The organism is Paucibacter sp. DJ2R-2 (assembly GCF_025717675.1).
Lineage (GTDB): Bacteria > Pseudomonadota > Gammaproteobacteria > Burkholderiales > Burkholderiaceae_C > Paucibacter_A.
The window spans coordinates 197,986-224,971 of sequence record NZ_JAJIRT010000003.1 but is presented as its reverse complement, the minus strand read 5'-3'; the positions used below and the strand labels follow the sequence as shown (position 1 = coordinate 224,971).

The 26,986-nt window shown below is 59.8% G+C and carries 24 protein-coding genes; 10 read left to right on the top strand and 14 right to left on the bottom strand.

The genetic code is table 11. The annotated features are described in order from the left end of the window. Positions 1 to 58: 58 nt before the first annotated feature. The 3 genes from LNV28_RS10335 to LNV28_RS10325 all read right to left on the bottom strand — a co-directional run bounded on the left by LNV28_RS10335 (position 59) and on the right by LNV28_RS10325 (position 4,975). A complete protein-coding gene (locus LNV28_RS10335; protein WP_263568918.1) occupies positions 59 to 733 on the bottom strand; it encodes a PEP-CTERM sorting domain-containing protein in 675 nt (224 codons plus the stop codon). A gap of 74 nt (positions 734 to 807) precedes the next feature. After that, a complete protein-coding gene (locus LNV28_RS10330) occupies positions 808 to 4,026 on the bottom strand; it encodes a cellulase N-terminal Ig-like domain-containing protein (protein WP_263568917.1) in 3,219 nt (1,072 codons plus the stop codon). A gap of 583 nt (positions 4,027 to 4,609) precedes the next feature. Continuing rightward, positions 4,610 to 4,975, bottom strand: a complete 366-nt coding sequence (locus LNV28_RS10325; protein WP_263568916.1) for a hypothetical protein — start codon at positions 4,973 to 4,975, stop codon at positions 4,610 to 4,612. On the opposite strand from LNV28_RS10325, the gene LNV28_RS25200 reads away from it, so the two are divergent. Then, on the top strand, positions 4,880 to 5,086 hold the full coding sequence (locus LNV28_RS25200) for a hypothetical protein (RefSeq protein ID WP_411969960.1): 207 nt from the start codon (positions 4,880 to 4,882) through the stop codon (positions 5,084 to 5,086). The two genes, LNV28_RS10325 and LNV28_RS25200, sit on opposite strands and share 96 nt — an antisense overlap. 394 nt (positions 5,087 to 5,480) lie before the next feature. Here LNV28_RS25200 and LNV28_RS10320 read toward each other — a convergent pair whose 3' ends face one another. The 9 genes from LNV28_RS10320 to LNV28_RS10280 form a co-directional block, all read right to left on the bottom strand. Then, positions 5,481 to 5,957, bottom strand: a complete 477-nt coding sequence (locus LNV28_RS10320; RefSeq protein WP_263568915.1) for a hypothetical protein — start codon at positions 5,955 to 5,957, stop codon at positions 5,481 to 5,483. 23 nt (positions 5,958 to 5,980) lie between these two features. Next, complete coding sequence (locus LNV28_RS10315) at positions 5,981 to 6,538, bottom strand: hypothetical protein (RefSeq protein WP_263568914.1); 558 nt, start codon at positions 6,536 to 6,538, stop codon at positions 5,981 to 5,983. After that, on the bottom strand, positions 6,535 to 7,152 hold the full coding sequence (locus LNV28_RS10310; RefSeq protein ID WP_263568913.1) for an SCO family protein: 618 nt from the start codon (positions 7,150 to 7,152) through the stop codon (positions 6,535 to 6,537). The genes LNV28_RS10315 and LNV28_RS10310 overlap by 4 nt, the downstream gene beginning before the upstream one ends. Positions 7,153 to 7,164: 12 nt before the next feature. Then, complete coding sequence (locus LNV28_RS10305) at positions 7,165 to 7,611, bottom strand: group III truncated hemoglobin (RefSeq protein WP_263568912.1); 447 nt, start codon at positions 7,609 to 7,611, stop codon at positions 7,165 to 7,167. Between the two features lie 186 nt (positions 7,612 to 7,797). Next, a complete protein-coding gene (locus LNV28_RS10300) occupies positions 7,798 to 8,394 on the bottom strand; it encodes a c-type cytochrome (protein WP_263568911.1) in 597 nt (198 codons plus the stop codon). Positions 8,395 to 8,414: 20 nt separating this feature from the next. Then, on the bottom strand, positions 8,415 to 9,029 hold the full coding sequence (locus tag LNV28_RS10295) for a cbb3-type cytochrome c oxidase subunit II (RefSeq protein ID WP_263568910.1): 615 nt from the start codon (positions 9,027 to 9,029) through the stop codon (positions 8,415 to 8,417). Between the two features lie 9 nt (positions 9,030 to 9,038). Further along, positions 9,039 to 10,613, bottom strand: coding sequence for a cbb3-type cytochrome c oxidase subunit I (locus tag LNV28_RS10290; RefSeq protein WP_263568909.1), 1,575 nt, complete (start codon positions 10,611 to 10,613; stop codon positions 9,039 to 9,041). Beyond that, positions 10,610 to 11,065 (bottom strand): hypothetical protein, encoded by a 456-nt coding sequence (locus tag LNV28_RS10285; protein ID WP_263568908.1) that lies wholly within the window; start codon positions 11,063 to 11,065, stop codon positions 10,610 to 10,612. Before LNV28_RS10285 ends, LNV28_RS10290 begins: the two co-directional genes overlap by 4 nt. Before the next feature lies 1 nt (position 11,066). Then, on the bottom strand, positions 11,067 to 12,272 hold the full coding sequence (locus LNV28_RS10280; RefSeq protein ID WP_263568907.1) for an NnrS family protein: 1,206 nt from the start codon (positions 12,270 to 12,272) through the stop codon (positions 11,067 to 11,069). A 112-nt stretch (positions 12,273 to 12,384) separates the two neighbouring features. On the opposite strand from LNV28_RS10280, the gene LNV28_RS10275 reads away from it, so the two are divergent. After that, on the top strand, positions 12,385 to 12,882 hold the full coding sequence (locus LNV28_RS10275) for an RrF2 family transcriptional regulator (RefSeq protein WP_263568906.1): 498 nt from the start codon (positions 12,385 to 12,387) through the stop codon (positions 12,880 to 12,882). A 131-nt stretch (positions 12,883 to 13,013) separates the two neighbouring features. Here the strand turns inward: LNV28_RS10275 and LNV28_RS10270 are convergent, their stop codons facing one another. Together LNV28_RS10270 and LNV28_RS10265 are read right to left on the bottom strand one after the other, a co-directional pair. Beyond that, positions 13,014 to 13,529 carry a YcnI family copper-binding membrane protein gene (locus LNV28_RS10270; protein ID WP_263568905.1) on the bottom strand — a complete coding sequence of 172 codons (516 nt, stop codon included), beginning with the start codon at positions 13,527 to 13,529 and terminating at the stop codon, positions 13,014 to 13,016. 11 nt (positions 13,530 to 13,540) lie between these two features. Next, positions 13,541 to 15,835: a TonB-dependent receptor gene (locus LNV28_RS10265; protein WP_263568954.1), complete on the bottom strand. Its 2,295-nt coding sequence runs from the start codon at positions 15,833 to 15,835 to the stop codon at positions 13,541 to 13,543. A gap of 654 nt (positions 15,836 to 16,489) precedes the next feature. On the opposite strand from LNV28_RS10265, the gene LNV28_RS10260 reads away from it, so the two are divergent. The 8 genes from LNV28_RS10260 to ccsB are packed head-to-tail and all read left to right on the top strand — an operon-like array spanning position 16,490 to position 26,787. Next, positions 16,490 to 17,542 (top strand): multicopper oxidase domain-containing protein, encoded by a 1,053-nt coding sequence (locus LNV28_RS10260; RefSeq protein ID WP_263568904.1) that lies wholly within the window; start codon positions 16,490 to 16,492, stop codon positions 17,540 to 17,542. Between the two features lie 10 nt (positions 17,543 to 17,552). Next, entirely contained in the window at positions 17,553 to 18,248 is a 696-nt protein-coding gene (locus tag LNV28_RS10255; protein WP_263568903.1) for a c-type cytochrome, read from the top strand. Then, complete coding sequence (locus tag LNV28_RS10250; protein ID WP_263568902.1) at positions 18,245 to 18,601, top strand: c-type cytochrome; 357 nt, start codon at positions 18,245 to 18,247, stop codon at positions 18,599 to 18,601. Before LNV28_RS10255 ends, LNV28_RS10250 begins: the two co-directional genes overlap by 4 nt. A 29-nt stretch (positions 18,602 to 18,630) precedes the next feature. Further along, the gene (locus tag LNV28_RS10245) at positions 18,631 to 19,548 is read left to right on the top strand and encodes a multicopper oxidase domain-containing protein (RefSeq protein WP_263568901.1); all 918 of its coding nucleotides are present in this window, start codon (positions 18,631 to 18,633) and stop codon (positions 19,546 to 19,548) included. A 43-nt stretch (positions 19,549 to 19,591) separates the two neighbouring features. Next, positions 19,592 to 20,938 carry a heavy metal-binding domain-containing protein gene (locus LNV28_RS10240; RefSeq protein WP_263568900.1) on the top strand — a complete coding sequence of 449 codons (1,347 nt, stop codon included), beginning with the start codon at positions 19,592 to 19,594 and terminating at the stop codon, positions 20,936 to 20,938. Continuing rightward, complete coding sequence (locus tag LNV28_RS10235; RefSeq protein WP_263568899.1) at positions 20,928 to 24,014, top strand: efflux RND transporter permease subunit; 3,087 nt, start codon at positions 20,928 to 20,930, stop codon at positions 24,012 to 24,014. The genes LNV28_RS10240 and LNV28_RS10235 overlap by 11 nt, the downstream gene beginning before the upstream one ends. Before the next feature lie 26 nt (positions 24,015 to 24,040). After that, positions 24,041 to 25,867, top strand: a complete 1,827-nt coding sequence (locus LNV28_RS10230) for a cytochrome c biogenesis ResB family protein (RefSeq protein ID WP_263568898.1) — start codon at positions 24,041 to 24,043, stop codon at positions 25,865 to 25,867. Continuing rightward, positions 25,864 to 26,787, top strand: coding sequence for a c-type cytochrome biogenesis protein CcsB (gene ccsB, locus LNV28_RS10225; protein ID WP_263568897.1), 924 nt, complete (start codon positions 25,864 to 25,866; stop codon positions 26,785 to 26,787). Before LNV28_RS10230 ends, ccsB begins: the two co-directional genes overlap by 4 nt. Positions 26,788 to 26,986: the final 199 nt, after the last annotated feature.

The following is a 26,986-nucleotide window of genomic DNA, read 5'->3' as shown; positions in this document are numbered from 1 at the left end:
ACATCGCTACGAGGGAACAAGGGCAAGGCGGACTTACCCCCAGGAAGTCCCTTCTAAATTACGCTCGTTTTGTAGACCAGGACATGGCCTCAGAACGGCGCCGGCGGCGCGCAGTTACGAGACCCAAGCCAAGCAAAGCCGCCGAGGTGGATGCGAAGGTGCTGGGCTCAGGAACATCGGTGACCTCGATGCTCGTCGTGTACTGAAAGCTCCCCCCAGCGGGCTGCATGAAGTCCAGGGATTGAAAAGCTCCAGCGCTGTAAACCATGTACGTGCTCTGGCCCAAGAGCCCGCTGAAGAGGTCGCTTCCACCTGCCGCCATTGAGCGGCAAGTGCTGCCAACCAGGCTCAAGCAATCCTGTCCAATCAGGGCTTGAGACAAGGCATCAACCAGGGTCCAAGTCCAAGAGAAGGCTGTCGTGTTTGAACTCTGTCCATTTGCAAAAAATTGCCCAGTCACGGACATTCGCCGGATATGGCCTCCAGGCACGATAGAAAAAGCGAATGGGTCCTGATCAATGAACATTTGCGGCTCGCCGAGTGCATCCGTTGTGCTGCTCAAGGTCATGGTGCCGCTGATCGTGTTGATGCCGAGGCCGAGGGAGAACTGCGTCACGGGCCCAGAAACCAGGTCTCCTGAGACGGCCTCGTCATAGTGCACAGGCGAACTTTGCGAGTCCTGCGCAAACAGGACCAGGCCGACGCAGACAGTTGCAGCGAGGAAGTTTTTCATTTTGCTTTTGCCTCAAGGGCATGTGAGAGGTATGAGGCGGATCTCGCCCGAAGGCGAGATCCGCCAACGCAGTCTTACTGGATCAGACCTGTCAGGCTTGAGCTGCGAACATTTCGGCCCGATGTGAAATTGGCGCGAATAACATAGGGCTCAGCCGCGCCACCCGTCGTGAACGTGAAGGTGCCGGTCCCAACGCCGCCAGGCGCAACGGAAGCTGTTGCCGCGGCTTGGTTCAAGACACCTCCAGCTGCAGACAATGCGATAGCCGGAGTTATTGCCGTTGTGCCACGATTCATCGCTGTCCAGGTCACGGTGTAAGTCGTGTTCTTGCTCAGCGTCTGTGGGAGCGCGGACAGGCTTCCACTCAGGTTGCTCGAGAAGTCGACCACCCAGTTGCTGCTTCCGCCGCCAACCGTATTCACGGGCAGGCTCAAGTTGCTGAACCCGCTGGTTTGCGCTGTGAGCACAACCTTCTGCCCCAGGGGCAAATCCGTGATGCTCAGCTTGCCACTGTTGGGGACGGTGTAGCTGCGAGTTGCGATTCCAGGGTTGGACGGGAAGCTCGCAGAAACCGTTGCACCAATTGCGGCCGCGCCATTGGTGAAGTCGAGGTTCACTGCGTGAGCGCCTTCAAGATTCACAGCCCCCATGACGTAGGCATGGCTGTAGGCGATCCAACTCTCGCCCGAACCGTTGTTGATCGCATCAGCCGGCAGCTGGCGCGTCGAGTCAAAGTTCACCCAGAAAGAGTCGTTACCAGGGGTCGTGGTGTAACCACCGAAGACCGATCCATCAGCGGCCCACGACTCCATCAGCTGATTCGCCAACGAAGTATTGGGGATGCCTTTGAACATCGAACTTGGCTTCACACCGCCCGCCACGGCGAAGCCGCTGTTCAAGCCGGCAAACATCTGAACGTTGGCGTTGGCAAGGACCTGGTAGCTTTCATCATTCAAATAGTTGCCAACCTTCAAGAGGGTGCGTGCTGCCTGCCCCCAAACCTCACTTCCACCATGCAAGTGATTGCCAAACCAATAGATCGAAGCATTGGCGGAGTTGCCAGTGCCAGTCGGATCACGGTAGACCGTGTTGGGCGCGATCTTGAACGGGTTCGCATTGGCTGCAGGCTTCTGATATCCCTCTGCCCAAGTCTGCAAGACACGGTGCCACTTCGCGGAATCAGGATCGTTGGGAGCCAATTTCAGCAGATCGACAAAACCATCCAAGTTTGTGTAGATGTAGTGACCGAGATGCATCCAGCCCGTCTGAGCAGACTCCATCAGGAACGAGTTGTCATCCGCCGTATTGGCATCCGACTGGCTGAACTCCTTGAACATGCCATGGACACCAGCCAGCTTTTGCGTGTGGTTCAGGTACTGCCGCGAAGCAATTTCGCGCGCAACCGCCTTGGCTTCTGTCAAGTACTTGTCCTTCTCAGCACCCGTCTCGTCGGTGACCTGATACAGCAAGGTCGACGCCCACAAATACTCGACCAGCTCGCGAGTTCGCAGGCCCTTGTATCCCGTAGATTGGAGCGTCACAGTGCCCATGTCCCAACGCGGGTCAGTGATGGCGTACATGGCGCGAGCTTCGGCTTGCCATTGATACCACGGCCAGTTGTCCGGGCCGCCTGACGATTCGATCGAGTTGACGATGTCAACCTCGCCGGGCAAGTAGTACGGGCGATTCTTGGCCAGCTTCCAAGCCTTCTTCGCGGCCGTCAAATAGCCAGCAGCATTTGCGCCGGCGCCCGCGACGCCATTGAGCGCCTGATAGGCCTTTGCCAAGGTGACCGCACCGACATTCAAGTTGTTCCAAACGTAGACCTTTCCGGCCCAGAATGCGTTCCTGTTGTTGAACTCCTTGAGCAGGTTGATGTACAGCGAATGACGGAACCGCCCGTCAACCTGCGGGTCCGAAGAGGTCTCTTGAAGACCGACGATGTAGTCGGCGCCACGCTTGATGTTGGTCAGAATGGCGCTCTTCTGGGCGGCCGAGAACCGGCTCCGATGCAGTGCATCCAGGTCCACCAGCGCGCGCGTAGTGATTGCCGTGGATCCCATCTCTGTGTAATTGCTTGCGCAATCGATCCAGATCTGAGGGATGGGCGGAACCGCATTGGCGGTGCTGCCACTGGCGATCAGACTGGTACCAGAGGGGTCCGGGTTGTTGGACAGACGGACATCTGCTCGGGTGTTGCCTGTCGCCGGCAAGTAGCCGCCGAGATACGGCATGCCGCGCGCAGCCATGACAGGCGGGGTTGGGCCACCAAATCGATCTTCCAGCTGTTGGACGGCGATGGTGTACATGCTCGAATCCATCAGTGGCGTATCACCGATCTTGAACGGCTTGGAGGTTTGGGTGAACCCCCCAATCGTGACCTCCATCGTGTAGGTGCCAGCACTGGTCACTTGGCTGAAATCGATGGGGTAGTAATCGACACCCCACTTGTTCACTTTCGCGCCAACCGTCCCGGAAGCAGCGGCGCTGTTCGCCGAATTCAGAAGTCGCCAGGTCGCACCGGCCACGTTGAAGCTCGCGCTGGTCTGCGGGCTCGCACGAACCATGGCACGCTTCTCTCCATAGGTTTGGTAACCCAGCTCCGACGAATGCACGGTGGCGCCAGTTGCAAGCGGCGCACTCAACTGGGTCAAATTGATGTTATTGAAACGTACTGCTGTGCCGGCATGGAACATGCCCAGTTGTCCACTCAAGTAAGGCGAAGACGAGTCCGTGTACGTGAGCGTGGCAGTGGTGGCCCCATTGAAGTAGGCCTTGATACTGCCCCCAATGGCCTCAACCTTGACGTGATAGGCCGTTCCAAACGTCAATGCTGAAATTGGCTGAGTCAACAGAAGCGCACCGTTCTTGAAGAGCTCGATGGTGCTGCCCGTACTTTGCCGATGCAAAAGCAGCAAGTAGCCGTTTGTGAAGCTTCCGCTGCTGCGGAACACCAAGCCGCCTTGTGATGCCTGAGCGCCCGTACCAAGCAATGTGATATCGGCTTCGAATCGGATGTCACTACCCAACTCCGTTGTCGCAATGTCGAGGCCTGCAGCAGCTGTGGCCGTTACGCAATCTGCCGCATCAATGTTGGCGCTCCATCCTGCCACCGGCCAATTTGCGAGATGGACGTTCAAGCAAGCTGCAGAAGCAAAGGAATGAGAGAACAGGCCTGCTGCAAGAATTGCTGAAACCGCCACCGCATGCAGCTTGTGCGTATGGGACTTCGTGCGCTGCGCTCTTGGCTGCGAAGACAGAGTGCTCCGGAGAGCTTCCTTGTTTGTGGACATATTGGAACCTTGAAGTGTGTGTGGGAACAGTCGCATTGCAAACCACGCTCGCGCGTTTGATTGACAAGCGCGGCAGATTGCAAGCAGACAAAAAGCCAAGGCACCACCTGTCCCCATAGCTCACTTTGCCGCCATCCAATTTATCACTTATGAATATTTAATTTATTGGTAAAAACTCTCAACGTAGCCGAGTTTTGGGCCAGCCAAGCTGAAGTCACGTGCTCCGCCGAAACTGAAACCCTTCTCATACAGAGAATCGGCAAGACCATCCGCCCACATGTCAAAGGGAACAGAGCATTAGCAAAAGGTCATCGCCGGCTGCTCAGAAGTAAGCGTCCTGGCAAGTCATGTTGATCCGCAAAGCAGTGCCTAGGATGCTCGCATCCATCAGCGACTTGATGGATACGTACGCACCATGGACCAAGCAGCGCCAGGCCGCCGGCGGCGAATTCACAGCGCCGAGTTCAAGGCTCAGACCGTGCAAGCCCCTCCCCCCCCTGCAGCCGGGGATCTCGACGGCCACAGTAGCGATGGCTCAGAGCATTAGCGCAAACCTGCTGCGGCGCTAGTTCCAAGAGAGGGCTCAGCAGCCTATTGACTCAGTGATCGTCAGCGAGAAGCCTGCTGGCTTCATCGAGCTGCCGATGCCTGTGACACCCGCGCCGCCTGCGCCCAGCGCTGAGCCCATCCGCATTGAGGTCCGCCGCGACTCGACCATCATCGCGGTGACGTGGCCGGCAAACGCTGCCGATGTATGTGCTGCCTGGATGCGCGAACTGCTGCGTTGATCCGCATCGACACTGTGTGGCTCGCGACGACGCAACTGGACATGCGGGCCGGCACGAAGACCGCACTGGCCCGTGTCGTTCAGGTCTTTGGCAGCGCCAAGCCGCACCATGCCGACCTCTACGCCAACCGACGCGCCACGCTCATGAAGGTGCTGGCGCATGACGGCATCGGTGCGTGGCTGTCAACGCAAGCTCGGAGACCAAAAGGGCGGAACTCACAGAGCACCTCAGCGAGGTGCCAAGCGGCGAATTCGGGTGAGTCGTCGACCTAGACCTGCACGACACGAGCTCCGGCAAAGAGACTGCGCCACTTCGTCGGCATGGCTGCTACTCGCCGGCAGCCAGCCAAGTCAACATGACTTAGCCAGACGCTTACGCTCAGAGGGGCGAGGCGATGCCTTGAATTTCCAACCTAGAGATGGGTACAGCCCAAAGAACTTCGAACCAGAGGTCTACCGCTGGCCTGGTCCTGTTGACGGGATAGCTATCGGGTCGGAGCCGGCGCCACGGCGAGAACACCGATCAGTTTGGAGTTCACTCCGGGATGCGGCTGCCTGGCAGCGTCAGCAACCTTGCCAGCGCGTCTTTGCCGCAACAACGCAGGCCATTGAGGCTCTCGTTAACATGCGTCAAACTTTTCGGAGGCAGTTCAAAAACCAAGACGACTTAGTCGCGATGAGGGATTTCAAAATAGGTTGTCGGCAAGTGCTTTTTGTGCAGGCTTGCGATCCAATTTTCGTACAGCTTCCGGTGCAGTGCGCGCCTAAAATTCATCGAGTTGTCCAGTGCTATGCCCTGAACTAGCAGGATGGACAAATACAAATCAATTTCAATCGCCCAAGCACTAGTTGGACTGATCCGCCCTGCGATCTTAGGAAGCTCAGAACTAACGCGCGCGAGAAAAGTTCGCGCTCCCTCGAGGGAAGCTTCAGCATGCATACCAGTTCTCGCAAGCAACAGGAGCTCAGCTTGCGCCACAAAAATCGGCTTGTCGAGCAACAGCCAGAGGTTATGGAAAAAGCACTTGAAGACTTCGTGGGGTTCGCGTAAATCTCTCAATTCACGCTCCACAATTTGCAACCATTCGTCGCCCAATTGCTTATGACTTGAAGCGACGTCGGAACAATGTTGCCTCTGCTCCATTGCACATCCTTTCTAGAAATTCTTTAAACCGACGCCTCTTGGTCTCGTAAAACAGGTTTCAACACGCTCATTGTCGCCAAGGCGAAAGCCGCGCCCCAGAACAGCAGCGCAAGGCCGGTTGCCTGCTGGTCATCGACGAGATAGTTGACACACAGCTGCTGCTCAGCATCAAAGTAAAGCAATCCGGCTGTTGCCATCATCCATGCCGAGTTCCCCAAGAAAAATGAAGTAATGACTGGCGTGAGGCGTCTTCTTGCCGCGTGCACAAGAGCACCGGCCAGCAGCCAAGTAAGGTATTTGAGCGCCGCAACCTTCGGCTCCAACAACGACAGATCCACCGCTACTGGAATCATCCAACCGGCAAGCACGCAAGATGCGAAAGTGGCCGCGAGGAGGCCGCCGCCGTCAATGCGAGCAATAAACTTCAGGTGTACATCGGCATTGTTGGCGAACAGCCATCCAATCGCGAACAGAAAGGGGAACTCGAGCCCCATGTGAAAGCTCATGCGGCCTTCGAAGACGCCTCGTATTTGCGGCACCATCAGCAGGCAAAGCAAGGCCAATGCAACAAGTCTCTTCAAGGGAGCTCCCCATCCAGACGTCGGGCGAAGGCCAGTGCCTGTTGCCAGTCAGGCGTATCGAAGATTGCTGCAACTCGCCCATCTCGATTCACAACATGCAAGGTACCGTTGTGGGTGAAGCCACCAAATCCGTCTTCGATCGCCACGATGCCGAGTTGCCTCCTTGCAGCCGTCGCGTCTTGAAGGGAAAGCGGCGCAGCAATCGTCCAGAAGCCAGGGTTGGCGTTGTAGCGACGGGCATACGCCATCAAAGCTCCCGCGGTGTCATATTCAGGGTCGATGGACATTGACAGCAAGCGGACCGACGACCCGGCCGCCACGATCACCTGTTGAGCCTGGAAGAATTCAGCACCCAATGACTGGCACACTGACTCGCATCGGGTGTAAATGAAGTTCACTATCCCGACGTGACCTGTTGAAGGCACTCTGCGAGCTGTTCCAGACGCCTCGCGGAGTTCCAACACTGGGAAGCGCAAATTCCCGCTCGCCGCCGAGTCGCGACGGAGAGACTCAAAGGTCCAGAACTGAAAGCCAGCCGTCATCGGACCGACGACGACAAAGAAACCGGCCAGCACAAGTGCACACGCGGCCAAGGTGGATCCAATACGGTTCACGACGAGCGGCTCCTAGATCGCTTCGTACCCGACCGCCTTGCCGTCGACCACAACGAAACGCGCGAACTGCTGGAAAAAGCCGTAAAACAAGTTCCGCCCAATGCCTTTGGCGGTCTCTTGCAGTTCTTGCGCAACTTCCGCCGGGAACAGGGCCGAACTATGGTGATTCCAAAGCGTTATCCAACGCAAGAAGTGCTCAGGCCGGACGTCGGCAATGTCAGCCAGGGCCACGTGCTTCTTAAACACGTTACCTCTGAAGCTTCGCGTGCCAAGCATGACCGTGCTCCAGAAATCGGTCATTCGCTCCAAATGCACCTCCCAAGCATCCGCAGGGATACTCGCTTCGAATACCGGCCCTAACAATTCGTCCCTTCGTACGTCCACATAGAAGGCGTCGACGAGCCGGCGCAACGTGGTTCGGTTAACGCTGCCCCCTTGGGCTGAATGCAAATCAGCCATACAACACTCCGAACGCCTGAACTAAGGTGGAAGCAAGAATGAGGGCAAGAATGACACCGAGGCCTAGCTCTAGACCTAGCGTCCGTTCTTCTGCAGCCAGTTCCTCGTCACAACGGACTGCGCCATCAAACAAACATTTGCAATGCAACATTTCTTCGTCTCCAAGTTGACTGCAGAGCAATCAAGTCAATCGTGGGGTGGAAGTTCCTTTGCGCCGGCGAATGGTGCCGTGCGGTCCTTGAATGTGTCACGTGCTTGAGCCACCGACTCTGCGCTAACCGCCGGGGCGCTATTGCCCCACTGGGTGCGAATATGGGTAAGCAACGCTGCCATCTGCTCATTCGACAATTGGCCACCAAACGCGGGCATCACGCCGTTGTACTCGTTCCCTTTGACGGTGAGCTTGCCTGTGATCCCATGCAGCACGATGGCCACCGCCGTAGTGTCCTTGCCATTCACCCACTCGCTACCCGCGAGAGGAGGAAACACCCCGGGAAGACCCTGCCCACTGGCTTGGTGGCAGGCAACACACAAAGAAGCGTACAGCGCGGCACCGTCCACCTTGACAGCGCCCTCCTTCTTGCTGCCACTAAGTTCTTCCGCTACCCGACCGTCACCCCAAGAAGACGGGCTCGCGATATCGGCGGTGCTGATGTAAGCGATACCGAAGGAAAACAGCAGCGCTACCAAAATGATCAGCGGCCAGGGAATCGGATTGGTCTTCTCGTGAGGGTCCGGGTTCTCGCGCTGCTGCTGAGCCGTGATGTGAGGGTCTTGTTTCATTGCTACTCCACAGTTGGCGTTCAGCGGCTGGCGGGCGGCCTAGAAGCAGCCATTGCAGGCGCCTCTACCACCGGATAGTTGTGGCTCAAAGCCTTGAGGTAGGCAACAAGGTCAAGTGCGTCCCGATTGGCCACGACCAGCTTCCCCGCCGGCGCATGGCCAGGAGGCAACTTGACCTCTGTGTCCCCCGTTTCCAGGCTGGTCTTGATGTCGAAAAGGTAGGGGTAGCTCGGCATCACGCTACCCGGTACGTAGGCCCGCGGTTGGTAAAGATGCCCCAGGTGCCACTGGTCGCTAGGCTGGCGCGCTCCAATGTTGAACAAGTCCGGCCCTGTTCGCATCGTTCCAAGGAGGTGTGGTGTGTCGTAGGCATAGTCCGCGGCGACGCTCGCACGCCCCCAGCCACGCGCGAAGTCTGGAGCGAAGTTCTTGGCGCGCGGCTGCTGGGAGTGGCAGTACACACAGCCGTTGGCGATGTAGACCTGACGACCCCGCAGTTCCATACCCGTATATGGCTTTAGACCTTCAGGTGGCTTCACATCCCGAACTGTCATATAGGGCACGACAACGAGAACGCTCGTTGCGATACTCAACATCGTCATGCCGCCGGCGATCAACTTGGTTTCGTTATGCATGCTCGCCCCTCACAGTGTCTTCAGCAAGGTCGGCTGGCTGCGCCCAGCGGATTTGCCAGCCAGTAGCATCAAGAAGTGGACGGCGAACACAAGATGACCCAAAGCCATGAGCCCGCCTCCGATGCTGCGCGCTTTCAGATAGGGAATGGTGAGCGCCACTGACTCGATGAAAGGCTGACTCGCGTTTAGCATGGCCCTCCCCTGCAGCCAGCCACCGATGGTCAGGGAGACGAAGTAGACCGTGATGCCCACCGCTGCAAGCCAGAAGTGCGCAGCTATGAGAATTTGCGACGGCCACTCGCGGCCAGAAACCCGAGGCACGACGAAGTAAAGGGCGCCGAAGAACACCATTGTCACGAAGCCGTACAAACCCAAATGCGCATGTGCCACGGTGAAGTGGGTGAAATGGGTAACCACGTTCACGCTGCGCAAAGCCTCAAAGGAGCCTTGAATGGAACTGGCTGTGTACATCAGGCCCCCAAAGCCAATGAACCTCAGCGTAGGCGACGTTCGAAAAGCGTCGAGGTGCCCCTTCAATGTCTGGTGTTGATTCACAGTAAAGGCCAGGACCGGCACGATCATCATCATGCTTTGCACGATGGACAGCGTAACGAGCCATCCGGGAACGGGGCCACCGATGAGATGGTGACCACCCACCTGCCCATAGAAGAAGGCCAGCCCCCAGAAGCCCAGGAGCGATAGGTTGTAGCTCTGGACCGGCCGGCCGACGATTTTGGGCAGAAAGTAGTACACCGAAGCTAGGGCCAACGGCGTGTAAAACAGCCCAAGCACGTTGTGACCGAACCACCAGTTCGTCGCCGCTTGCTGCACGCCTTTGTGCAGATCAGGCACGTTGCCAACGAGGAACAGCACGGGAAACCAAAACAGTGCGCAACCCATGTACCAGACCGAAACATACAAATGTTCGACCTTGCGGTTGAGTAGCGTCAGCACGAGGGGCACGCCAACCAGGGCACCGCCAACCACGAACAAAATGTCAATTTGCCAGGGAATCTCCAGCCATTCGAGGCCGTCGCTGAATCCTGCTGCAATGGCGCCTAGGCCGGCGATGAGGGCTGCGTTCCAGAGAGCCGCGCCAAGAAACGCATACTTCGCTCCCACGAGTTCGGTCTTCAAGAGTCGGGGGATGACGAACAAGGCAATGCCCAGGCCGGCCATCGGCGCCCAGCCATACGCGACGGCATTCAAATGGATGGTCCGAATTCGGCCAAAGGTAAGCCAAGCCTGGCCCACAAGCCAATCAGGCTCATGAAGCTTGATGGACGCCGTTAAGCCAGCGGCGGAAGCGACAAGCAGCCATACAAAGGCACAGCAGATGAAAAAGAAAACAAGCGGTGCAGTCGACGCATCAGCACGTGCGCGGGATAGGAGTTCATTGTTGACAATTGGCGGCGTCCGTCCCGCAGCAGGGTCCTCGACAAGACCGATCTCGCCAGGAGCGAAGATGACCTCAGCACCCTTCGCCCCGCGCTCAAACATGTCGCTTCGCTGTGTCCAGATAAAAATCAACAAGGCGACGACCGACAAAACAAAGGCCGATAACAAGATGGCGGCGGTGTTCATTGAACCTCTCCAAGGTGGCATTGGCTAGCATGCAGCCGCGCGAGTAAGACAAGCGCGCTCAGCTTGAGCAATTCGAGCACTACATACGCGAGGTGGTGCGGCGAATTGGGCGAGGTTCTGCCCTCATTCAGCGAAACAAGTCGCTGAATCAGAGTTGGCATCACGAAGACCTGCTGCCCAATCAACGTGCCAGCGGCGGCCAAAAGATATAGACGCGCCTTGGAGGCAGGACTTTTTCCGGGCACCACACTCACGAACAGCAAAGCAAACGCAGTCCACTGCATGAGATGTGATGCTTCAAAGATGGTGGCCCCGACTGACACCAATTGGGCGTTGCTGAGACCGGGCGTTAGGAATTTGATTGGCTGCGCGAAGAAGGAAATTCCGAGCAGCATGCCGACCACCACCCAAGGAACAGCCTCAGTCCAGCGAGGTGAAGATAATTGGCGCATGTCAGCCATCCTGCCCATCGACGCGAGGACGAAGCAGCCATGGGGCATATACAGCGAGATAAAGCCCGAAAGCACACGCGTAGCAAACGCCTGCCATGACCAATGCGGCAGGCGTTGCAAGCGGCCAAGTCAAGGGCAGCACGACCCGAGTTAGAGCGGCGACGGCAACCAACACATAAGCCGCTGTCTCAACCCAGCCCACCTGGAGAGGTCGACCCGTGTGGCCGCGAGCGGTCCTGGTGAGCATCGCAATGATGAGACCAGTGGTCGCACCAACCGAAAACGCATGTAGGGCCGGTGAGACCGAAGACTCCGTCCATACGGCCCAGGCCAACAGCGCGAGCCCAACAGGAATCCAGGCATAGGCCAAGTGCAACGACCACAGAATTGGCCTGTGCAGCGTAACCTGCGGAGACCAAGTTAGCAGTCGCCACGCATGCAGCATCGCCGCTAGCGTCAGCACCGTCGCAGCCAGGCCACGAGGCCATTCCTGCAGCCACGCCCAAAGACTCACCAGGGTGGCGACCATCAGCAAGTACTCCCGCCACACTGGCACTGTATTGCTGAGTCCAGGCGTCACGTTGCGCGTAAAGAACGGGATGACTCGGCCGCCAATCACCGTTTCCAACACTACAAGCAGCGCTACTCCTGCATGCAGCGCACGCTGGGCCGGCCAGCTAAACACACCGCTCGCTCCAAGATGAAACCCCAAGTTTGCCAAACCCAGCGCCATCAGCACCACAGCGACGCCAGCATTGCGGAAATTCTTGGAGCGCACCAACAGATCGCCGAACAAAATTGCGACCATAGGCAGAAAGGCCACATCCAACACGAAAAAGACAGAATACGGCGCAAGTACAGCCGCCACTCGAGCAGTCAGCCAAAGCAGCACCAGCGCCCCCAAATGGGCGCCACGCGGCGTAGCGAGTCCAGTCCAACTCTTTCCCGCCGTCAGCAAAAAACCAACCACGACGGCACAAACGAACCCAAAAAGCATTTCGTGACCGTGCCATAGCGAAGGCGCCAAACCAGTTGCAGGCACGACACTCCCCGTAAAGACAGCCCACCAAAGCGGCATGAGCAGCACAGCACTGAGCGCGGCCAACAGGTAGAACGGCCGAAACGCAAGCCGCAAAGGCGGCCAACCATGCGGCGCATAAGTTGGACCTTGTCCAAGCAGAGGCAGCGATACCAGAGTGGGTTTCATACGCTCACATAACATACATGACTGATGGCATTTTAAGGCTACCCAACAAGAAAAGCAATAGGCGACGCGATGTCTTATAAGGTAGACTCTCCATGAATTTATGAGGGCCCGTATGCGCTTGACCGTCTACACCGACTACACGTTGCGCGTGATGATGTATCTGGCTGTGCGCCACCGCGACGATGGCATGTCTACAATCGACGAAATTGCGAAGGCTTATGACATCTCGCGGAGTCATCTCACCAAGATCGTCAATGAGCTAGCACAAACGGGCTTCGTGACTACGGTGCGCGGCCGCTCCGGCGGCATGCGAATAGCCAAGGACCCGAGTGAAATCTCAATCGGCTCCATTGTTCGAATGGCGGAGAAGGACTTCTCTATCGTGGCCTGCCATGACAAGGCGACCCCTCATCATTGCGCCATTCAGCCAACCTGCAATCTGAAGCGCCGCATGTCGCGAGCGATTGACGCATTCATGGCTGAGCTGGACTCAATGACGCTTGCCGAGTCAATTGCAGCACCCACCGTAGCCGCCTCATTACTGGGCATTGCACCGCAGCCAATAACAATCACTCCACGCAAGCGCAAAGCAGCAACGGTGCAGCAATAGCCCAACTCGCAGCACGTTGCACGCTTGCGGGAAGCGGTGCGCGCGGCGCAGCTTGTCAAGCTGCTCAAGGCTGCAGTGCACGGCCCGTCAAGATGGCGGGCCATGCACTAGCTCAGCCGCCTCAGCGGGCCTCAGCCCCCCCCCCCCCCCTTCACCACGTCCAACCGCACGGCGGGCACTCCTGGCCTAGGCACCGCTGCGCTTGGCACCTCGCTCCAGTTCAGTTCACCCTTGATGCAGACTTGGCGAACCTTGAACCAAAGGGTTGCTGGGGCGGCAGGAAGCGTTGCGCGCAGCGTGAATTCGTCGTACCAGTCGTCCTGCAGAAAATTGGCCTCAGTTAACGCAGTCCATCGAACCTCAACTACCTCGTCGGCAATTGACTTGCCGTGGGATTCATATGGGCGCTCAAGGAGTGCACGATGCGTTGCCAGTTCCCATCCCGGCTTTGGCATAGGTTTCGCGCCTCGCAGCCCGGACGGCAACGTGACGATGACCTGGCGCGTGGCCTTGCCATCACAACCATGGCCGACCCGCAGTACAGCCTTGTACGATTTTCCAGCCTCGGCCTCGGGCTGCTCGAGCGTCACATGAGCTTGCGCTATCACCGAAAGCGGCAGTAGCAGCGAGGCGATGAAATATTTCATGGTCGCGCTCCTCACAGGTCGAACTTCAGCTCGGCTAAGTAGCTGCGCTGAGGATAGGGATGGAAGTTCCAGTACTTGTCGTTGTTCAGGTTGTCCACACCGAAGGCGCCACTCCACTGGCGGTCAATCTTCCACACGACTCGCAGGTCGGCCGTCGTGTACCTGCTAACGCCCATGTACGCATAACCATTCACGTCGGTATTGTTCAGCGTACGGTACTGGCGACCGCTATGCCGTACCGCGAGGCTGCCACTCCACTGCTCATCGAAGCGATACCCGACCATGGCGGTCGCGCGCCAACGAGGGATGTTGGGCTGCCACTTGCCTACCGTGTCGCCAGACACCGCAACGAAGCCCTTATTCGCCTTTATCTTTGAGTCCGCGTAGGTGGCACTGGCGGACAAATCCAGCCCCTTCAGCAACCAGTCGTTCGCAGCGAGAGTGGCCTCCAGGCCACGTGTGCCGATTCGGTCAATGTTCTGGACGCGAGTGATGTTGTTGTTTGCCACCGCATCAAAGAGCGTCTGCGAATACAACGCATCGCGGGTGGATTCCGCGAATGCCGTCAACCGAGTTTGGATCTCGCCCCAACTGGTCTCTGCGCTCAGTTCACCCGTCCAGGACTTCTCTGGCTTCAGGCTCGGATCGTTGATGTAGCGGGAATTTGTGGTGGACGTGGCTCCATACAGCTCCGACACAGTCGGCAGGCGCACTGCCCGACCAATGGAAGCCTTCAGCACTGTGTCGGGCGTCCCTTGCCAGGAGAGCGCTGCCTTTGGCGAAATAAAGCCCGCGCTGCGAGCAGCGTAGATGCTGGGCGGCGGCGTCCCGGTTGCCGAGAAGTCTGTTCGACCGCCATAGGCCTGCCAGCGCTCGGTACGCGCGCCGAGCACGGCCCTCCATTCTGCGGCAAGCAACCAGGCGTCCTGAACATAGAAAACCTGCGTCCGCGTCTTGCCCTGCACGCTAGCTACGAGCGCGCCCGGCGCATCTGCGAGGTAGTTGCCTGTGATGCTCGAAGTCAAGTATGCGAGCTCGTAGCTGTCTTGCTGAACGCCCATGTCTACAACATGCATTCCTCCAGCGGGGCGCCAGATGCCCTTTAGCGCCAGTGTGCTCCAGCCAGTGTCGCCACCGTCCGCCAATGTGCCTGCGCCGCCCGTCAAAGCACCAGGCAGGGGATTGCCGGCGGCGTTCTGCCGCTTCTTGTCCCGCCGGTAGTCGTACGTACTCGCTGCAGCTTCCCAGTCCCAGGCGCCGCCCGTGCGGCTCTTGAGGGACACGCCCTGCATCACATGCACCAGTTGTTCCCGGGTGGCCACAAAGTCTGCACCCGTCAGCGGAGCGAACTGCTTACCGTCGATGACGATGGGGCCGGCATAGACAGCCGCTCCGCTGGCGTCCCAAAGGTAGCTCTGAGAATTGCCTTCCGACTCATTGCGCCAAGCGCCCCCGGTGTAGCTAGCCCGCAGCGTCGGGCTTAGGTCATAGGCAAGCTTGATTTTGAGGTGGTCTTGCGTTGTACTGTATCGGGTCACAGCGCCCAGCATGTACCAGGGCTGTCCGTTGCTGTTGGGAAGCAGAACAGCGCCAGCTACGGGAGTCCCTTTCGTTGGAGCGACCCCAGTGCTTACCAAGCGGTTCGCAAATGTCAGCGGCTGGCCGTCACTGTCAGTGCGGTTGACGTTGACCCACCAAGCCAGGTCACCCGAACGGTCGCCAACCGACGCGCTAGCCTGCGTGGCCCGGTAGGTTGAGTTCGTTCCGTAAAGGTCGAACGGTTGCGATACGTATCCCAGCTTGGCGTGAGCCTCAAACCTGGTCGGCATGCGTGTCACATAGTCCACCACCGCACCAACTGAGTTGCCGGGATAGGCGGCCGAGAACGGTCCATACATAACGTCCACGCGTTCAATCTCTTCTGGAGTCACCAACCCCCATCGGGGTGGGAAGCTCAGGCCGCCAACACCGTTGCCGAGATAGTTGGACAGCAGGATGCCGTCGGCATAGACCGCCGACCGTGCACTGTTGCCTGTGCCAGAAGCGCGGCTGGACAAGATAGCGTGGTTGTAGTCGCCGATGTAGCGCTTGCGTACCAACAGGCTGGGCAGGTACTTGAGCGCGTCTTCCGCATCGGTCGCGTTGATGGTCCGCTCAATGTCTTGACGGGTAACCGACTCACGGGTCGTGGGAATATTTGTAGGCAACGAACTGGGTGCAGCACCTTGCACACGAACGAGCGCCAGCTTCTGAACAGGCCGATCGTCGCTGCAGTCGTCGCACGCCATGACGGCCGTGGCTGACATTGCAGTGAGAGAGAGAGCGATGGCGCGCGCCAGAGGATGAAGGCGAAGTGGGAAGCGATTTTTCACGGGAAACCTTAAATTCGTATGGACTTGGCAAGTCGAGGTGGTCTATTCGCGCATCGCGAACTGCTGCCGCAACGGCGGCGGGTCAGTTGCGGGGTGGCCCGCGACAACAGGAGACCCGAGGCTCGGGCGAGGGTGTGTCATGGGCTGCACTTGAGGCACCAGAAGACTCGAAGGGCTGGGCATCGGCGGCATCACCCATCGATAAGGGCGGAGCATTGCCCAGCGACCGGACAACGCACATCGCGCAGCAGTCCAGAGTTGGCAAGCCACCGCGTTCGCAATGGCCGCGGAATGCTTCAGCCAGCACCCGCCCTACCTCATGTTGCAGGACGCGTGAGATGTCAGGAGCGATGGCGGCCAGCAAGAGCATCGACGTCGCCACCCAGCGACGCTTCAGCAAACACGCACGACCTTTGCAGCAGAAAACATACATTGCACGTCCAATTTAACATGCAACTCACATGAACCTTTAAATCCCGCAAGCAATTAAGTATTTACATAGTATTAGCCGCAAAACATTCAGGGGCTCTACTTGATTAACAATCATAAACAATGTATCTTTGAGTCTCACAAATGTTTGGAGGTCTCATGAATCCAGGCCACACCCTTGGTCTCACATGGCGCGGAGCCGCCACCACTATCGCGCTACTGACAGCACTCCTCTCAAGCCAAGCCTGGGCCGCTAAGCGCGAGTTCGAAATGAATATCGAGGACACGCGAATCACATTGGTGGAAAAGCAGCAGTTCCACACGTTCGCGTTTGCGGGCCAGGTACCCGGCCCAATGTTCTACGTGGACGAGGGTGACGACATGGAAATTCAGGTCAACAACCTGACTGCCCTGCCCCACACGATCCATTGGCACGGCATGCTGCAGCGCGGCACCTGGAAGATGGACGGAGTTCCGGACGTAACCCAGGAAGGCATCAAGCCCGGCGACAGCTTCACCTACAAGTTCAAGGCAGAGCCCTCGGGGACGATGTGGTATCACTGCCATGTCAACGTGAACGAACACGTTGCGCTGCGCGGCATGTGGGGTCCATTCATCGTCAAGCCCAAAAAGCCGACAGCTCTGGAAAAGCGCGTGACGAAGGACTTCATCCTGATGTTGTCCGACTGGGATTCGAAGTGGGCGAACAAGCCCGGGTTTGGCGGACTGCCGGGCGACAAATTCGACTACTTCACCATTAACGGGAAAGCCTTCCCAGAGACGGAACCGCTGCGTATTACAAAGGGCGACGTCGTTCGCATCCGCCTTATTGGCGCGGGTGATGCTGTCCACTCAATCCACATCCACGGCCACGCCTTCCAGATCGCCTTCAAGGACGGTTTCCCGCTGGCGTCTCCCATAACTGCCGACACCGTACTCATCGGCCCTGGCGAACGCTACGACCTCATCTTCGAGGCCGACAACCCTGGTCGCTGGATGGTCCATGACCACGTGGACAGCCACACGATGAACGGTGACCGCCCTCATGGCGGGCTGATGACCGTCATTGAGTACACGGAAATTAAGAGCAACGACTCCTTCTATCCGTGGAACAAGCGCGTGCCCAAGCCGAACTTCTACTACCAGGAGTCGCTGCAGAAGGGCCCGGGCATCTACACCAACGAGACCTTCAAGGGTCAGGCCATCCAGTGAGGTCGCAGCCATGAAAAAAATCACCTTCACGATGCTGGCCGTGACCGCACTCGGTGTAGCCACGACCTCCCACGGCGCAACCGGCGCCGAGCTGCTGAAAAGCCAGTGCGTTGCCTGCCACGCCGTCACTAAGCCCGCTGAAGGCGGTCTCGAACGGCTCCTGCAACGCAAAGGTCCGGACCTCTACTACGCTGGCAACAAGTTCAACCGCGACTGGCTCACGGCATGGCTGCAACAGCCTACCGTACTGCGTCCAGGTGGCGCCACGTTTGCGAACGCAGTTAAGGCAAGCGATCCGGGAACGCCTGACGTCATCGACGCAGCGAAGCTCATTCCCCATCCAAAGTTGAACGCCGCCGACGCCACAGCGGCTGCAGACGCGTTGATGGCGTTGACTACCAGCGACCTTGTCACCAAAGGGGCGTTCAAGGGCGACCCAGTCAATGCGTCTATGGCAGCCTTACTTTTCAACAAGCTGCGCGGCTGCGCGTCCTGCCATTCGGCGAAACCGGGCTCGGGCGGCAGCTCAGGCGTCGAACTTCTCAGCGCCGGTGAGCGACTGCAGCCTGACTACGTCGTTGAGTACATCCGCAACCCGCAGAAGTTCGAGCCGCACATTTGGATGCCGAAGCTGGATCTGACTGATGCCGACGTGCAGAAGCTGACCGGCTATATCAACACGCTTAAGCAAGGGGGTGCGAAATGAAGCGCTGGATCACGTTTACGGCTGCCTTCTTGGCTGCCGCCGTCACGCATGCGGCCGAACCGCCCGCTCGCGCAGTGCGCAACTACAACGCCTATTGCGTGCAGTGCCACGGCGTCAATCGAGACGGCAATGGCATCAACAGCCGCGATATGGCCGTCAAGCCGCGTGACCACACGGACACGAAAGGCATGGGCGACACACCCGACGAACTGCTCTTCAAGGCCATCAAGGCCGGCGGCCTGGGTGTAGGCAAGTCTGTGCTCATGCCCAAGTGGGACGGCGTTATGACCGACGAGGAGATAGGGGAACTGGTGGCCTATCTCCGCTTCGTTAGCAAGACCACCGCCAAGTGAAACCAGAAACGACAACTGAAAGTATGACCATGAAGAAGACATCGCTAGCCCTGGCCATGGCCCTGGCACTCGTGGGCGTCGCGCACGCCAAGACAGTGCAGGTCACACTAACCGCCAAAGAAGTGGAGCTGCCTATTGATAACAAGGGCACGATGTACCGCGCGTGGACCTACGACGGCCAAATTCCGGGGCCTGTCGTTCGCGTCACCGAAGGCGACATCGTCGAGTTCACCCTGGTGAACGACAAGACCAGCAAAAACTCGCACTCCACCGACTTCCACGCCGCTCGCGTCGACGTCGTCAAGGAGTTCGAGTCCATCAAGCCGGGTGAAAGCAAGAAGTTCACCTTCCCGGCCACTTACCCGGGCACCTTCTTCTACCACTGCGGCTCGGACCCGATGATCCAGCACATCGCCCGCGGCATGTTTGGCGTCATCATCGTTGACCCGAAGGACGCCAACGCGCTGCCCAAGGCCGACCGCGAGTACGTGCTGGTCCAGTCCGAGTTGTACCCCAACCCTGACAACCAGGCCGACATGATGGCCGGCAAGTGGACCAACACGATGTTCAATGGCGGCATCTTCAAGTACGACCCCGTGCATGATCCCGCCGCGACCCGCATCCTGCAGGCCAAGCCGGGTGAACGCGTTCGCATCCACTTCGTCAACGCGGGCGTCAATGAGTTCTCGTCCTTCCACCCCATCGCGGGCATCTGGGATCGCGTCTACATCAGCGGCAATCCGAAGAACGTCATCTACGGCGCGCAGAGCTTCACTGTTGGCCCTGGCGACGGTGCTGCGTTCGACATCATCTCGCCGGTCGAAGGCGCCAATGCGCTGGTCAGTCACGTGATGAAGCAAGCCCTGACGGGTGCCATCGCCATCTTGCAGTTCAGCAACGATGCTGATCCCAAGGCCGGCAAGGGCGACAACATCGTCGTGCGTTAAGCACTACGCGGCTCTGGTAGCCGCGTGACAACGAGAACTTCCTATGTCCAAACGCATCGCTATCGGCATGGCCTTCGTGGCTATTGCCGCGACCGGCTACGCCCTAGTGCGCCAACTGGCACCGCACGGCATTAGCCTTAAGCCGGTGGCACAAGCCGTCAATGAGGTAGTGCCTCAGGGATGGACCTGCCCGATGCATCCGGATGTTTTGCGCGACGCCCCAGGCACGTGCCCCATCTGCAATATGGCGCTCATTAGGGCGGAAGTCAGCAACTCCAATACCGAAGTGGTTGTCCAGGTGAGCGCTGCACAGCAGCGCTCCATCGGATTGGTGACTGAGGCGGTGGGTGCGTCACCCCTGGCGAGCCATGCCCTGGGCAGTGGGCAGGTGGTTCAGGACGAAGGCGCTAGCGTGTTGCTGGCGCCCAAGGCCGAGGGCTGGGTGCGGAGCCTGGCCGTAGGAGGTGTGGGCCAGCCAGTGCGCAAAGGTCAGTTGCTTTACGAGCTGTACTCGCCTGAGCTGCAGCAACGTCAGCGTGAATATCTCGACCTGCTCACCAGACGTGACGGCCTGTTGAACCGGTCCGGTGGCATGGGTGCTATCGGCAATGCTGCGCCAGAAATCATGTTGGCCAGCATCGCCAAGGAGCGCTTTCGCGCTCGCACGCGCTTGCTCGCTGCCGACATTCCGGAAGATGTCCTGCAGGAGCTTGAAACCAGCCGGCGGGTGAGAGAGCTGGTCCCCATTCGAGCTGAGCGAGACGGCGTGGTCACTAGCCTGAGCATGCGCGAGGGCAGCGCTGTCAGCCCTTCCCAGCCCGTCTTAGGCTATGCCGACACACGCCGCATCGCGGTGGAGTTGAGCTTCTCGCCGGAACAGCTGGGCACGCTTGGCGCCCGCGCCCGGGTCCGGGTCCGGGTGCAGTCCAGCGTCGATCCCCGCCAAGTCGTCGCCCTGACGATTCAGCCTCAGCAAGCACTTGTCGACCCCGTTAGCCGCTTGGCCAAACTACGTGCGGCACTGGAACCGGGCAGCCAAACAGCGGCATTTCCACCGGGCAGTCTAGTACGGGTTCAGTTGGCCAGCGCGACGCCGGCGTTGCTGACCGTTCCACGCGATGCGGTAATGCGTATCGCCGGAGCCGACCAAGTCATCGTGGCGGACGAGCACACCCGCTTTCGCCCGGTGCAGGTCAGTCTGGGTCGAGAGGATGCGGACCGTGTTGAGGTGCTCTCCGGCCTCCAAGCCGGCCAGCGTGTCGTAGTCAATGGGCAATTCCTGATTGGTACGGAGGCCTCGTGGACAGCAGCCCGCGCCCGCTTGGCTACCCGCACTGCTCTTTCGACCGCGGTGCCAGCAGTCACTGCGGAACATCACCATGAACACTGACCGACTCATTGCTCGGGTCATCCGAGCCTCGTTGAATCACGGGCGCTGGGTGGTGCTGACCGTGGCGATGCTCGGTGCAATCGCGACTGCGCTGGCCTGGCAGCTCAAGCTCGACGCTCTGCCCGACCTGTCAGATACGCAAGTCATCTTGAAGGTTGAGGCCCCTGGCCAACCACCGCGCCAAGTTGAAGACCAAACCGTCTACCCAATCACATCAACGCTGCCGGGCATACCCGGTGCCGCGACGGTCCGCGCTGTCTCGATGTTCGGTGAGGCATTCATCTACGTTGTATTCCATGACGGCGTTTCTCCAGCCGAGGCGCGCGCTGCTGTCCAGCAGCGCATGTCGCAGCTGCAGTCCGCCCTCCCCTCCGGCAGCAAGGTGGCGCTCGGACCAGATGCGGCGGGCACTGGTTGGATTTACCAATACGTCTTGACAGGCCCGCTGCCACTGGACCGCCTGCGCGCGCTGCAAGACACAGTGGTTCGGCCCGCGCTGCAAAGCCTTTCGGGAGTTGCCGAAGTCGCCAGCATCGGAGGCTCCGCTCGGCAGCTGCAGATTGAACTGGACCCGATCCGCGCAACAGCACTTGGCATCACACCGGAGTCGGTATCCCAAGGGCTGCGGGATGCCAACCAACTGCGCGGCGGTGGCGCAATGGAAGTCGGAAGGCAGCGCACCGTCATCGCGATGGATGCCCGCACCACTGGCCCGCAGGACATATCCAACGCGGTCGTGGGTCAAGACTCCGCCGGGCAGCCTGTCCGGCTGGGCCAGGTGGCGCGCGCGAGTTGGGGCCCCGCCCCCCGCGAAGGCGTCGCCGACCTGGACGGACGCGGTGATGCTGCAGGTGGCATCGTTGTCATGCGCCAGGGCGAGAACGCCGAGCGCACTCTGCGTGCCGTCCACGAGCGCGTGGCCAAGCTGCAGTCCAGTCTGCCCAAGGACGTGGCGCTGGAAGTTACGTATGACCGCTCGACGCTTATCCACGCGTCCGTGAAATCGCTGGCATCTCGTCTTCTCGAAGAAGGCGTCGTTGTCTGTGTCGTCTGCCTGATTTTCCTACGTCGTTTGCGCTCGGCGCTGGTGGCGGTGCTCAGCCTGCCGGTCGGCCTATTGGTCGCGCTCGCGGTGCTGGAACGCCAGGGCATCACCGCAAACATCATGTCTATGGGCGGCTTGGCCATCGCGGTAGGCGCCATGATCGATGCGGCCGTGGTCATGGTCGAGACACTGCACCGCAAGCTCGAGCAGCCAGGAGCAGGCATGAGCCACCGCGCATTGGTGCTGGAAGCTGCACAAGAAGTAGGCCCAGCGCTTTTCTTCTCGCTGCTGGTCATTACCGTGTCCTTCCTTCCCGTGTTCTCGTTGCAAGGGCCGGAGGGTCGTCTCTTTACTCCATTGGCGTTGACAAAGACCTACGCGATGGCAGCAGCAGCGGCGCTTGCCGTCACACTCGTGCCGGTGTTGATGGCCCAGTTCGTGCGCGGGCCAGTGCAGCCCGAACTGGGAAATCCCATCAACCGCATTTTGCAGGCGGGCTACCGCCCACTGCTGCGCGTTGCTCTCGCTTACCCTCGCCGCACAATCGCAGTCAGCGCGCTGGCAACTTTGACGATGCTGTGGCCGCTAGCTCACCTGGGCAGCGAATTTATGCCGTCGCTGGACGAAGGCGACCTCCTCTACATGCCGACGACGCTGCCCAGCGTGGCCGTCGATGAGGCCGCAGACATCCTGAGCCGCACCAGCGCGCTAATTCGCCAGCAGCCGGAGGTGGCCTCAGTGCATGGCAAGGCCGGTCGCAGCGACTCCGCGACCGACCCAGCGCCAATTTCCATGCTCGAAACTACCGTGCGACTCAAGCCGCGCGCAGAGTGGCCAGACCCGTCACTGCCGATGGCGGCGCTTATCACCCGGCTGGACGCAGAGCTGCGACTCCCCGGGCTGGCAGCAAGCTGGGGGCATCCCATCCGGACGCGCATAGACATGCTGGCCAGCGGCAGTAGGACGCCTCTGGCGCTGCGCGTGACGGCTCCGGATGCCGCCCATGCGGCTCGCGTCGCCCTCGAGGCGGAGGCATTGCTGCAGCATGTGCCCGGCGTGCGCCGCGCAGTGGCCGAGCGAAGCGCTCAGGGGAGGTTCCTCGAATTGCATCTGGACCGAGCGCGCCTGTCCCAAGCAGGCTTGCGTGCAGCGGACGTCGCGCAGTGGGTGGCTGGGCCTGCTGGCGGCGGCGAGGTGGTCGATGTGCTCAGCATCGGGCGAGAGCGCGTCCCAGTGGTAGTCCGGTTGCCCCGCGCTGACAGAGACTCTATCCAAGCCCTCGGACGCCTACAGTTGCTCTCCAGCAGCGGCGCCATCGTGCCGTTGGCCGAGGTCGCCGAGCTGAGACTGACTGAAGGCCCGAGCGAACTAAAGACTGAGAACGGCCAGCCCGTGGCCGATGTGCAACTTGACCTGGACAGCGCCGACACAGGCGCAGTGCTCGCCCACGCACGCTTGGCCCTGCAGGAGCTTGAGGCTCGCCACGATGGCTCGCAACTGACGTTCGTCGGTCAGCAGCTGCGCCTGACCGAAGGACGCTGGCGTCTGGCGGCCATCAGCGCGGCAACGCTGGCGCTGGTAGCCGGCATCCTCGCGCTGCACTTCCACTGTGCACGGTGTGTAGCCATTGTGCTGACCAGCCTACCAGCTGCGGCAGCGGGCGCATTCTGGCTGTGCTGGCTGCTCGGCCTGCAATGGTCGTTCGCCGTCGCTGTCGGGCTGCTCGCGCTGGCGGGTCTTGCAGCCGAGTTCTGCGTAGTAATGCTGCTCTACCTGGATCAGGAACGCAGCCGGCATCCCGAGTTGTCGCTGGCCGAAGCGGTCACACGCGGTGCCTTGCTGCGGCTGCGGCCGAAAGCGATGACTGTCGCTGTCATCCTCGGCGGTTTGTTGCCGCTGCTGTGGTCTGACGGCGTCGGCGTGGACGTAATGCGTCGCATCGCGACGCCGCTGGTAGGCGGCATGCTAACGGCACCTCTGTATGTTCTGCTGGTCGTGCCAGCGATGTATGCCTGGGTGGTGCGCCGATGAACCGCCTACTGCGCCTACTGGGCTCCATGCCATTCGCGGTCGCTGTGCTGGCAGTGGTGGCCGTCGCGGCCAGCATCGGCTCGTTGGTCGAGCAGAACCAGCCTTTCGCCTTGGATGTGGGCCGATACGGGCTGATTTGGGCCAGCAGCTACCGCCTGATAGGCTTGCACGACATCTATCACGCGCCTTGGTTTCTAGCATTGCTCGGCTTCCTGACTGTGTCTACTGGCCTGTGTGTCTGGCGTCACACGCCGGGCATGTGGCGTGAATCGCGTGGGTTCAAACACCACCTGAATGCTGACCAACTGGCCCGTTTGCCTGTCCGGGCACAGCTGAACATCCATGCCGACCTTCAGGCGCAGGTGCTGGTAGCACTGCGGGCGGGCGGATGGCGCTGGCGCGGAGAGGGTCTGACGATTTCAGCCAAGAAGGGGCAGGTTCGCCGACTCGGCTATATCGCAACGCACTTGGCCATCGTCGTCATCAGCGTCGGCGGACTCGTGGATGCCAATCTCGGCTTGCAGGTAAAGCTCGCTTCCGGCCGAGCGGACCCAGCTCCGATGGGACGCCCACCAGCTGAGCTGAGCGCGTCAAGCCGCCTAAGGCCGGACGCCGGCGCGTTTCGCGGTGCGATGCGTTTGGTGGAAGGCCAAGCCGACCAATGGGTCAGCCTCAATCTATCTGATGGGTACCTGCTACGGCAGTTGCCTGTGACCGTGCGTCTCGTCGGGTTCCGTATCGAGACACATCCAGGCGGCCAGCCACGGGACTTCGTAAGCGACATCGAGATTAACGACCCCGCAGTTCGCAGTGGTCCTGTGCCGCTGCGAGTGTCGATGAACGCACCGGCCCACCATGGACGGCTACGCTTTTACCAGTCTGGCTTTGATGACGGCGGATCAGTACTTCGCGGCACGTGGCTGCTTCGCGGCGGCGTGGACAGCCGGAAAATGCAAGCCCAGGTCGGGCAACCACAATCGATTCTTGTCGACGGCCAACCCCAGACGGCAGAGTTCACAGGCTACAAGCCGCGCAATCTCGTGTCGCCGGAAGCATCGGCATCACGAAGCTGGCGGGAGACTTTCCTCTCGGGCAGCCAAGCGGCAAAACGGGTCGACCTGGGCCCTAGCGTCGAGCTGCGCTTGCGCGACAGCTCGGGGCAGATTCAGACCGAGACCGTATTTCTACGTCCATTGACCTTTGACGGGCGCCAATATTCGGTGTTCGGCGTCATGGACGGGCAATCCGAGCAGCGCTACTTGAGAATTCCCGTGGGCTCCGACGGCACGCTGCATGACTACCGCCAGTTGCTGGGGGCACTCCAAGACCCAGCGACTACATCGCAACTGACGGCTGATGCACCCAAGGTGGTCGCACAGGCATTGCCCTTGGCACTCCAGCAATTCCTAAACGGTGGCTTTGCACGGGTTGGGGACGCCAACACTCAGCGGGTGCTGGTCGAGTTGCTGTCACGGTACGCCATGCAGACGTGGATCGCGCAACACCCAGAGCAGACGCCCGCCGATGCACTGACGTTCGTTAGCGACGCCTTATTGGCCTACAGCCACTGGGCCGAAGCTGGCAAACCGCCACTGGTGCAGGTTGACGAGGTGCGGCCAGTGGCAGCCAGCGTGCTGCAGGTTAGCGAAGCGCCCGGCGAAATCATTGTTTACGCAGGTATGGCCCTACTCGCCCTCGGCGTCACGCTGATGGTGCTGTGTCCCGAGCGGCGTCTGTGGGTGCGCGAAGTCCCAGGCGGCGTGATGTTCGCGCTAGCAGCACACCGCCCACTAGATGGCCTGAATGAAGAGCTTCTGGCCTTTCTTGACCCCATGCGGAAGGAGTCTGTATGAACTGGATCGTAGGCGCACTAACCCTATTTTTCGTAAGCGTACTTGTCCATTGGTGTGGTGTGGCCACGTTGTCCCGCACCCTGGGCAGTAGCCAAGCTCAGATATTCGGCATGGGCCTCGCCACTATTGCGGCTTTGCCAGCTTATTCCGTGGCTTGGTGGCGTCAATCCGCCAACCCATGGCCCGCTCGCCTAACACAGTCAGCCTTGGGTCTGGGCGCAAGCGGACTGGCGCTGCGTTGGGTGGAGTCGTATCGGCTCGCCGACGGCATCGGGCATGTGCCAATAAGCAACTTGTACGAGGTGTTCGTGCTCTTCGTGCTGATAGTTGGCGCCATGCAGCTGCGACTTCAGTCCCGCCGAGACCTGGCGAACCTGGGCGCCTTCCTGGCGCCAATTGGTTCGGCTGCCGTTGCATTCCTGTTCTGGTACGCGCTGGCACGTGGCGGCCATGAGCAAGCGCCGCTCGTTCCTGCGCTGGACTCCTACTGGATGAAGCTGCATGTGCCGGCGAACTTCATCGGCTACGGCGCGTTCTGCCTAGCCGCCATGTGTAGCCTGGCCTGGCTGGCCGCCGATCTCCCCTTTGCCGAGGTACGCCTGCCAGCCAAGAAGGCCCTCGAACAGGCAAGCTACAGCCTCATCGCAGTCGGCTTCGTTGCTTTCACCGTTGCCACAGTGCTGGGCGCGCTATGGGCTGCCGAAGCATGGGGCGGCTACTGGAGCTGGGACCCGAAGGAAACCTGGGCGCTGGTGGTGTGGCTGAATTACGCCGCTTGGCTCCACCTACGCCTAGTCGGTGGCGGTCGTCGTAATCGCCTGTTGGCATGGTGGTCGCTTGTTGGGCTACTCATCACTCTTTTTGCATTCCTCGGCGTGAACATCTATCTTTCGGGGCTCCATTCATACGGCGCCCTATGACACCAAGCACCGCAACTCTGGCCGTGTACTTGATCTGCGGCGGCATTCTCGCGAACGTCTCCGCTGCCTGGGCTCTCTCTGCGAGGACCGTTTGGCTGCGCTTGCTTGCGCCCAGCATCCTGTTTCTTTCTTGGCTCGCTACATCACTCCTGTTGGATGACAGATGGCCCAATGCCGAATTTGCTGGTCACTCCGCGGC